The organism is Halobacterium sp. R2-5 (assembly GCF_011734195.1).
Lineage (GTDB): Archaea > Halobacteriota > Halobacteria > Halobacteriales > Halobacteriaceae > Halobacterium.
In genome coordinates this window covers 260,538-269,981 of record NZ_JAANTH010000003.1, presented here as the reverse complement: position 1 = coordinate 269,981, position 9,444 = coordinate 260,538, and the positions used below count along the sequence as shown (strand labels likewise).

Annotated in this window: 8 protein-coding genes and 1 pseudogene; 5 read left to right on the top strand and 4 right to left on the bottom strand. The window is 57.9% G+C overall.

Annotated elements, in window-relative coordinates; all coding sequences use genetic code 11:
* Positions 1-134 (top strand): annotated as a pseudogene (locus G9C83_RS16325) (FAA hydrolase family protein); the annotation flags it as partial.
* A gap of 300 nt (positions 135-434) precedes the next feature.
* Here G9C83_RS16325 and G9C83_RS15815 read toward each other — a convergent pair.
* From G9C83_RS15815 to G9C83_RS15800, 4 genes are all read right to left on the bottom strand, one after another.
* On the bottom strand, positions 435-1,895 hold the full coding sequence (locus tag G9C83_RS15815; protein ID WP_167247703.1) for a nucleoside recognition domain-containing protein: 1,461 nt from the start codon (positions 1,893-1,895) through the stop codon (positions 435-437).
* A gap of 214 nt (positions 1,896-2,109) precedes the next feature.
* Complete coding sequence (locus G9C83_RS15810) at positions 2,110-2,502, bottom strand: universal stress protein (protein WP_167247701.1); 393 nt, start codon at positions 2,500-2,502, stop codon at positions 2,110-2,112.
* A gap of 206 nt (positions 2,503-2,708) precedes the next feature.
* Positions 2,709-3,086 (bottom strand): Rieske 2Fe-2S domain-containing protein, encoded by a 378-nt coding sequence (locus tag G9C83_RS15805; RefSeq protein WP_167247699.1) that lies wholly within the window; start codon positions 3,084-3,086, stop codon positions 2,709-2,711.
* Between the two features lie 2 nt (positions 3,087-3,088).
* Entirely contained in the window at positions 3,089-4,225 is a 1,137-nt protein-coding gene (locus tag G9C83_RS15800; RefSeq protein ID WP_167247697.1) for an amidohydrolase family protein, read from the bottom strand.
* Positions 4,226-4,381: 156 nt separating this feature from the next.
* Between G9C83_RS15800 and G9C83_RS15795 the strand changes: the two genes are divergently transcribed.
* The 4 genes from G9C83_RS15795 to G9C83_RS15780 all read left to right on the top strand — a co-directional run bounded on the left by G9C83_RS15795 (position 4,382) and on the right by G9C83_RS15780 (position 9,441).
* Positions 4,382-5,140 carry an Asp/Glu racemase gene (locus G9C83_RS15795; RefSeq protein ID WP_243838098.1) on the top strand — a complete coding sequence of 253 codons (759 nt, stop codon included), beginning with the start codon at positions 4,382-4,384 and terminating at the stop codon, positions 5,138-5,140.
* A 287-nt stretch (positions 5,141-5,427) separates the two neighbouring features.
* Positions 5,428-6,195: an IclR family transcriptional regulator gene (locus G9C83_RS15790; RefSeq protein WP_167247695.1), complete on the top strand. Its 768-nt coding sequence runs from the start codon at positions 5,428-5,430 to the stop codon at positions 6,193-6,195.
* A 631-nt stretch (positions 6,196-6,826) separates the two neighbouring features.
* On the top strand, positions 6,827-7,435 hold the full coding sequence (gene rdfA / locus G9C83_RS15785; protein WP_167247693.1) for a rod-determining factor RdfA: 609 nt from the start codon (positions 6,827-6,829) through the stop codon (positions 7,433-7,435).
* Between the two features lie 59 nt (positions 7,436-7,494).
* Positions 7,495-9,441: an archaea-specific SMC-related protein gene (locus G9C83_RS15780; RefSeq protein WP_167247691.1), complete on the top strand. Its 1,947-nt coding sequence runs from the start codon at positions 7,495-7,497 to the stop codon at positions 9,439-9,441.
* The last annotated feature ends 3 nt before the right edge of the window (positions 9,442-9,444 follow it).

The window sequence follows — 9,444 nt, the reverse complement described above, 5'->3', positions numbered from 1 at the left end:
AGGGCGTCAGCGAACTCTCCGACGGCGACACTATCGACGCCGAAATCGAGGACGTCGGCCGCATGCTCGTCGACGTCACCGAACGCGACCTCCGCTTCGACGACGTCCACGTCACCAAGGGCGGCCAAGAATAGTCGTCTCACGAGCGAAACCGCCAGCTGACTGACTGATTCGTGCGCGCCCAATTCGCTTCCACGAACAGGGATGCTGAGAAGCAGCCGTTCGCGGAAGCGTAGTTCGACGGCCTATACTGGGGGGAGGTCGGGGAGCACACAAACCGGACAGCCTGGAAAAGTACTTCTGAACCGCTATGCGGAGCGCCTCTCGATTGGCCATGTCAGATGTACCACGACATCTTGTCGAGATAGGTTGCTGAAAGCGGTCGACAGCGACCGTACCCGCGACAGATACCCGGTCTTCGACGTTTCCCTGACTCAGATTAAGCCGATAGCGGCCGCACCGTGCGTTAAGACCGCGGCGATCGGTACGAGCAGAGCAGTTCGCATCACCAGCAGAACGAACAGGTCCCGGAACCGCATGGGGATGTCGTCGAACATGTCGACCATCATCGGTGCCGGAGCAGAGAAGAAGATAGCTTGCGCGCCAGTGACGATGACAACGAACACCTGCGTAGTGAGGCTTGCTTCGACGACGAACGTGGCTCCAATGAAGAACTCCGCGCCACCGAGGATGATCCCGACTGTCGCAGTTTGCGGATCAGGGATCCCGAGAAAGTCCATGATAGGGATGAATGGTGTGGCGATGTACTCGAAGACCGGCGTGTAATGTTCGACGAGGAGGACGATCATTGACATCGTGAGCACGGAACCGACGACCATCCCAGCTAGTTTGAGTCCGTCGACGAGCCCGACGATCGACGTGCGGAGGATCGAATCGCCTTCTCTCGCGGTCTTCACCCCTTCGCTGAAAGCGAAGTGGAGATATTCGCTGACAGTCCCGGTGAACTCTGGTTCCGGGTCCGGTTCCGCGATGTATTCCTCGGGAACTCTCGAAAGCGGTGGGACACGAACGAGGATTGCCGCGACGATGAGTGTTGCGACGAGGTACAGCGCGATGATGACGGGGAAGATGTGGAGAATATCGAGAAGTGCGGCGACAGCGCCGACGGTGCCGACGTTGGCTGTTGCAAAGCACGTACAGATGACGAAGACATCGCGCTTGTTGTACCCGCCACGGTCGAAGACGTTGCGAGTGAGATAGTAGCCGATACTGAACGATCCGAGCCACGATGCGGCGCTGTCGAGTGCCGAGCGGCCGGGCAGGTCGAATACGGGACGCATGATCGGTTGGGCGAGTGTCCCGATGAACTGGAGGCCCCCGAGCTCCGCAAGGAGATTGACGAAGATAGAGCCGATCGGAATGACGAGTGCAACTGTGATCACGAGTGCGCCCCATGCCGTATTGACGATGGGGTCGACGAGCATCCACGCTGGGCCCGCGTTGAGAAGGATCGATACGGCGAAGCCGATCGCGATGACTCTGAATGCCCAGAAGACTACGGAAGTCCGCCAGTAGTCGAGTTGGAGCAACTCCTCCGTTTGCTCGCTGACGGTGATGATGTTGCGGTAGTGTAGTTCGGAGATCGTAGTGAGAATCCCGCCAGCGGCAATCAGTCCAAGTGAAAACACGTCCACTGCCGTCATCGATGCGTTCTGGATGAGCGTCATGATGACGTCGAGTGGGATTGTCGTCTGTCCTTGCCATTGGATGGGGATGAGAAAGACGAATGCGCCGGTGGCGAACGCGATGACGAATTTGAGTGTTGAACGAACCGACGTGTCGGTGAGATTCACGTCTTCGATCGATTTTTCGTCAGGCTGTACTCCCTCGCCGGAGATATGGCTGTCATTCTGCCAGCGTTGGCTACCCGCCATAGTACGACACCTGCTGCCATACCTCATAAAGATACCGAACATATGTGGCTAGCACTACTAATACCCCATCTCGACCCCTGTAGGAGAGTACCAGCAGCAGTAGAACACAATCCCCCACGCACGGCACACTACGGGGCTGTGAAATGGGTTATCCAAGAAATGGCGACGAACCCGTGTGCGCCAAGAAACCCGGGCAGTACGCTACCCTAGCTAATTACTCGAGTGAGCTGAGCAATACCGTTCGCTCGGACTCGAGGATCACGTCCTGAGTGACACTCCCGAAAAGCACCTTACCCGCCGGAGAGCGCTTGCGACCAGCGAGACTAATCACGTCGGCTTCGATGTCCTCGGCCTTCTCAAGGATGTGCCGTGACGCGTCCCCATTTGATTGCTGAACGTCCACGCTGTATCCCGCCTCTTCGAGGTTTTCCGCGGCATAGGTGACCGATTTGAGCTTCTCGGCGTCAGCCTGCTCGTCTTTCCCTCGGAACACGTGGTACACGACGACGCGAATCTGGTCTTGCTCGAACGGCAGGTCAGTTACCGATTCGACTTGTCTGCGCGCCCGTTCCACATCCGTGTCGATACAGAACAGTATCGTTTTCATGGTTGTCGTCCCCCGAAGCAGCCACGAGTTGGCCAGTCGAGGTACCGTACTAACACCCGTGCCAGCCCAGCATTATATCATTTTGGCTGCTGTCGACGTACGCAGCGGCGAAATACACACGACGAACGGTCTACGCGTAGATCAGCGTTCTCTGGACCAGTAAACTAGAACGGAGGAACGCCCAACAGGGGCCTGATGGGAAGCGGTTAGATGCCGACGTACACGTCTCCGCCAGCCACTTCGACGTCGAATGTCCCGATGTGCTTTCCGGATGCCTCGTGTTCGCCGGTCTCGAGGTCCCACTCCCAGAGATGCCATGGGCAGCTTACGGTACAGGCGTCTTCGTTAACGCCGCCGCGCGTGTCCGTCCACGTGTCGTCGGCGTTAATTTTCTGTTCGCCGGCCTTGTCGAGCGGGGCACACTGATGGGCGCACACGTTACTAATCGCGTAGAACTCACCGCTGACGTTGAACACGGCGACTTCGATTCCGTTAACGTCGACGGCGATGCCGTCGCCTTGATCGATTTCGTCGGTTTCTGCGACTTTGGTGAAGCGGTCGTCGAGTGATGATTCCGTACTCATTGTTACGAGAACCGGAGGATCTCTTCAGCGTTCTTGTGGAGGATCGACTCCCGGGTGTTATCGTCGAATGCACGCGACGTGTAGAACCATGTCGGCGGGTCGAGCGTCTGATGAGGCCAATCACTGGAATAGATGAACATGTCTTCCGCAAGGCTGAGATTCAACATATCCTCCGCGTCACCCGCATTCCGCGGCAACGCGAACGGCTGTGTGCAGAGATAGAAGTTGTCCCGGAGATACTCACTGGGCGTTCTGTCGAGATACTGTTCGCCAGAGGTGTGCTTTCGGGGTGTGATTTTGATGTCCTCTGGGTGCATTTCGTAGAATTCGTCCATGCGATAGCGGACGAACGGCACCCACCAGTGCCCGGCTTCCTGGAGGACGACGTTTAGATCAGGGAATCGGTCGAAGACACCGCGCATAATCATGTTAACCACGTTGACCATCCCGTGTATCGGCCAGTCGAAACCCAGGACTTCGGTCCAGGTCAGCATTTCGTCCCCGACATAGGACTGCTGTGGCCAGTACGCGAGTGACCCGTGAAGCAATAGCGGAAGGTCGTTTTCGACCAATGCTTCGAAGACGGGATCGAACTGCTCGCTCCCCCACGGGACCTTCGGGTCGAACCAGGAGTACGCTGCGACGATATTGTCCTCGCTGCCGACCCGTTCGATCTCCTCGACAGTGTATTCGGGGTCCCACTTCGGGATCATCATTGACGTCGCCACTCCTTCGTCGGCGAAATGGTCCAGCATGTAATCGTTCGCCGCCTGCACGACGCCGTTTTTCAAGACGGGATTGTGCTGGAGGTTCAGGTTGTTAATCCCGGCGTTGACGACGGGCTCGTCGATTGCAAATTTCTCGCAGGCTTCACGGACGTCGTCGGCGTATTTGGCTCGGCCTTGCGTGAACAGTCCTTCCGTCCCTTCTTTGATCGCGAAGGCGGCGTCCCACTTGCCTTTGACCGGGGTGGCACCGTACTCGGTCGAGAGCTTGTCTCGAACGACGCCGTCGTCGACGTACGACAACAACTCTTCTTCCATCGGGTTAACGTGGAAGTCGAGGTCGATGATGTGGTCCTCGAATGCTTGCTCGGGGACCTCACGGTCCGGGTCTAACTGGTCGGTAGACGTTCCCATACACCAGCGATTGTGGAAGACGATTCATATAGTTTACTGTCGTTCGGTATCGAACCTCGCTGAACGCAGTCCGGAAGGTCGCGAAGACGCCGTCGAATAGAGACTTGCACCTCTCCCAAGGCTTATCGCGATAAGAAGAGAATCTCTAGCTGCGCTATGACAGACAACTTCCGGGTCGGGATGATCGTCCCGAGTTCGAACGTGACGATGGAAACAGAGATTCCAGCGATGTTAGAGACTCGCCCTGATCTCTACGAGGAACGCTTTACCTTCCATTCTAGCCGGATGCGGATGCAGAGTGTTACTGCAGAGGAGTTAGAGCGAATGGACGAACAATCGGAGGAATGTGCAACGCTCCTCTCGGACGCTCGTTGCGACGTGATCGCGTACGCGTGTCTGATTGGGATTATGGCACAGGGGCCAGGGTACCACGAAGAGAGCGAGGCGAAACTCCACCAGCGAACCGTCGAAAATGGCGGGGGCGCACCGGTTGTAACCAGCGCCGGTGCGCTTGTGCGGTCGCTTGACCGGTTGGCGGCCGAGAAGGTAGTGCTGATCGCCCCGTACATGGAGGAGCTCGTGAAGACGATGATCGAGTACTTCGAGGATACCGGTGTCGACGTCATCGATTATGAGGCACTGGAATGCCCGGACAACCTCGAGGTAGCGCAACTCGACCAGCGAAATCTGCTCTCGATTGCGGAAGACCTGGACACCGAGGACGCCGATGCACTCGTTCTCTCTTCCTGTGTCCAGATGCCATCACTAGCGTCGATTCAGGCCGCGGAGGACAAATTCGGTCTACCTGTGTTCTCTGCGGCCACTGCAACGACGTACGAGATACTGGATCACCTCGACCTTAGTACACAGGTTCCCGGCGCAGGCCGGGTTCTTGGTGGAAACAGCTTCGAGTGAGTTTCCGCTCGTACTAACTGCTATCTGTTGAAATCAGCGTAGAAACGGTCGGTTGGTAGCCGTAGCCACCCCTTGTGACGGTTCGATATTTCCAAACACTCCGGTCAATATAACTCAGGGGCCGCTATACAGACGTGAGAGCGAGTATTTCCGCTGACAGTGCACTTCGGCATTGTCGAAACGAACAGTCCGAGTTGATTTCGTAGTCCACATTACAGTTGTATTATCGTAATCCCCACTGGCTACAAGGCGCCAAATTTTATACTGCGACTGAGAGAGTGACTAACATGGAAAACACAGAAAAACAGAGTCGGCGGATCAAAACCGCGGAGCGAGTCTTTGGGCTCGTCGAGCTAATTCAAGACCTCGATGGAGCCACATTCACCGAGCTCTCGGATCACGTTGAGGTGTCAGACAGCACGCTGTACAATTATCTCGAAACGCTCTCGCACATCGGGTATCTATCGCAAGACGAAGGCGAGTACGAGCTGTCGCTCCAGTTTCTAGATCGTGGCGTGCACGCCCAGAATCGGTTTCCAGTATTATCGAAGTCGAGACCGAACCTCAAACAGCTAGCCGACGAAACGGACTCGGCAGTGTGGCTGCTCGTCGAAGAACACGGCAAAGCAGTGTACTTAGCACAAGAACTGGGAGAACGGTCGATCGAAACGCACGAGCGTCTCGGGAAGCACGAATATATGCACTGTCTGGCGTCCGGAAAAGCCATGCTGGCGTTCTCCCCAGAGGAGCACGTTCAATGGGTTGTAGACGAGCACGGGCTCCCGCAGAAGACCTCCGAGTCGATTTCGACAATAGAGGAGCTCGAAACGGAACTGGAAACGATTCGAGAACAGGGGTACGCGATCAATGAGCACGAGACCGCTCACGGCGTTTCTGCTATCGCTGCGCCGATTGTCGTCGACGGCGAAGCCCGTGGCGCCATTGCAATCGCGGAACCGACAGCACGAATCGAACAGAACTCGTACCGTCAGGAGCTCATCGACCTAGTCACGACAGCAACGAACGAAATCGAGCTCAAACTCGCCTACGAATAGAAATCCAGTTTTGGAGGGACTAGGAGATCCCGTTACCAGGGTTACTAGTTTGGACCTCGTTCAGACGCTACGATTTAGTTCATCGGGGTAACTGACCTCTGAATCGATCCGCGTAGGTGACCGCTCGTCTCTTCACGCTTCCCAGACCGCCTCATAGTACAGTCCAATCATTTGATTGGTCGACGAGTAAGGGCACCTCCGAGCGATCGTGTTTCTCGTAGGGTCCAGCTAAAACGAGACCGCCGATTAGTGCCGCACCAATCAGACAACGAGCTATAAAGCGTTGATTCATCTCGGGATGTTGTAGTTCACAGACAAAACCCACTTGGGACCGATTTTGCAACAGTTTTGTCAGCCGTGACCTGGTTCGGCTTCATATCGGTTAGACGTGCCTGTTGCCGACGGTTTAATGTAATCCGTTCCCAGTCAAATCAGTCACCGAATGCCCCACAAACCATTGTTGTGTATATTATAAATCCATTTCCGGCGTGGGTCTGAGCCGCCCTACGGATAGCTCATATTCTCGTCCTCAGACGGCCCCTCCGGGGACATACGAGCACGGTTCACGCAGTGAATAGTCGGCTGGGATTACACCGATATATTTGTAATGCCGCAGTGAGTAGCTGCGGGCATGAGTGAGTCTTCGTCACGGCCGAACAGCAAGGTCGCACGCGTCATCGAGAAGTACGAACTCGGCGGCATGGGCGAACAACTCGAAGTCGCCTGGACCGGCGAACACGGCGAGCGAACGAGCCTGCGAAACCTCGCCGACGAGTTCAACCGCGCGGTACTGGACGCGGCCATCCGGCGCTCTGACGGCTCCATCTCCGAAACCGACCTCCAGAACGTTTACCAGGTCCTCACCGACGACGACGTCTCTAGCGCCGACCGAATGCGCAAGCAACGCGAACTCGAATCGATGGGTGTCGACGTCGACGGCGTCCAGTCCGACTTCGTCACCCACCAGGCAGTCCACACGTACCTCACGGAGTACCGCGAGGCGGAGCTCCCCGACCAGTCTGGTGATCCCGACAAGAAAGCCGAGACGATCGAGCGCCTTCAGGGCCGAACCTCGGCCGTCACCGATTCGACCATCGAGGGCCTGGTGTCCAGTGGCGAGCTCAGCAAGCACGACTACGACGTTATCGTCGACGTGCGTGTGATTTGTGGCGACTGCGGCACCGACTACGCCGCCGGCGAACTGCTCCGACAGGGCGGCTGCAACTGTGACGAGGCGTGAGGCGGCTGATACGACAGGTGTGATAACTCTTAAGACGTTCCCCTTCTTGGACACAGGTAATGGCATCTCAGCAGTCTACCGAACGAGACGTACGCGTCCACGCCCGCAACATCGGTGGCATCGACGAAGCCGAGGTGACGCTACCGCCAGGCGTGACCGTGTTGACCGGTCGGAACGCAACCAACCGGACATCGTTCCTGCAGGCGATTATGGCCGGTCTTGGTAGCAAGCGCGCTTCGCTGAAAGGCGACGCTGACGAAGGCGAAGTCGAGCTACAGGTCGGCGACGAAACGTACACGCGAACACTCACGAAAAGCGGTGACACCGTCGTCTACGGTGGCGACCCCTACCTCGACGACTCAACTGTCGCCGACCAGTTCGCGTTCCTCCTCGAGAATACGGAAGTCCGCCGCGCCGTCGCCCGCGGCGACGACCTCCGTGAGATCATCATGGACCCCGTCGACACCGAGGAAATCGAATCCCAGATTCGAAACCTCGAGAACGAAAAGCGTGACCTAGACGACCAGATTCAAGAACTCGAACGAATCGAGGGGGAACTCCCCGAACTCGAAGCCGAAAAACAGGGGATCGAAGACGAGCTCGAAGAAGCGCGCGGGGAACTCGCGGATGTCGAAGCCGAAATCGAGGAAAAAGATGTGAGCCTCGAACAGAGCCGTTCCCAGAAGGAGGCCATCGAGGAGGCCTTCGAAGCGCTGCGGGACGCCCAGTCTGACCTCGAGGACCTCGAGTTCGACCTCGAAACCGAACAGCAGACTCTCGACGACCTCCGCGGCGAACGCGACCAGCTCGAAGCTGAACTCGAAGAGGCAGAGGGTCACGACGAGAACCCCGAGCACCTCGCCGGTCGCATCGACGAGCTCCGCGAGCGCAAGCGCGCACTCGACGACACGATTAGCCAACTCGGCAGCGTCATCAGCTTCAACGAGGAGATGCTCGACGGCGAAGGCCTCGACCTCGACGAGTTCGGCGAGGACACCGACGCCGACCCGACCCAGCAGCTCCTCGACGAGGCCGATGACGTCGTCTGCTGGACGTGTGGGTCGGAGGTCGAGCGCGACCGCATCGAGGGGACGGTCGACCAACTCCGTGACCTCCGCGCGGAGAAACTCGACGAACGTAGCGACCTGGAGGCACAGATCGACGAACTCTCGTCGACTCGCTCGGAGATTCAGCGACAGCAGCGCGAGCGCGAGCGCACCGAGCGCCGCCTCTCGGAGGTCGAGACCGAAATCGAGGCCACCGAGCAGCGCATCGACTCCCTGGAGGACTCTCTCGAAGAGCAGCGCGAGGAGGTCGAGCGCCTCGAGGCCGAGACCGAAGACGTTGGCACGGGCGGCGACTACGACGAAGTGCTGGAGCTCCACCGCAAGTCCAACGAAATCGAGATTCGCATCGAACGTCTGGAGAGCGACCTCGCGGACGTCGAAGCCGACATCGCGGACCACGAGGAGACGCTGGGCGAGCGCGACGAACTGGCGGCCCGCCGCGAGGAGGTCAACGAGGAGCTCACGGATCTCCGGACGAAAGTCGACCGTATCGAGGAAGAAGCCGTCGAAGAGTTCAACGACCACATGGAGTCAGTCCTCGCTGTGCTCGAGTACGACAACATCGAGCGCATTTGGGTGGAGCGTCGCGAGCAGGAGGTCCGCGAGGGGCGCCGTAAGGTCGAGAAGACCACCTTCGACCTCCACATCATCCGTGCGACCGATGACGGCACGTCCTATCGAGACACGATTGACCACCTTTCGGAGAGCGAGCGCGAGGTAACCGGACTCGTGTTCGCGCTCGCGGGCTACCTCGTCCACGAGGTGTACGAGGACGTTCCGTTCATGGTGTTGGACTCGCTGGAAGCCATCGACTCCGACCGCATCGCGCGCGTCGTGGAGTACTTTAGTGACTACGCCGACCACCTCACCGTCGCGTTGCTCCCGGAGGACGCCCAAGCCCTCGACGAGGAGTACACGTACGTCGAGAAAATCGACTAAGGA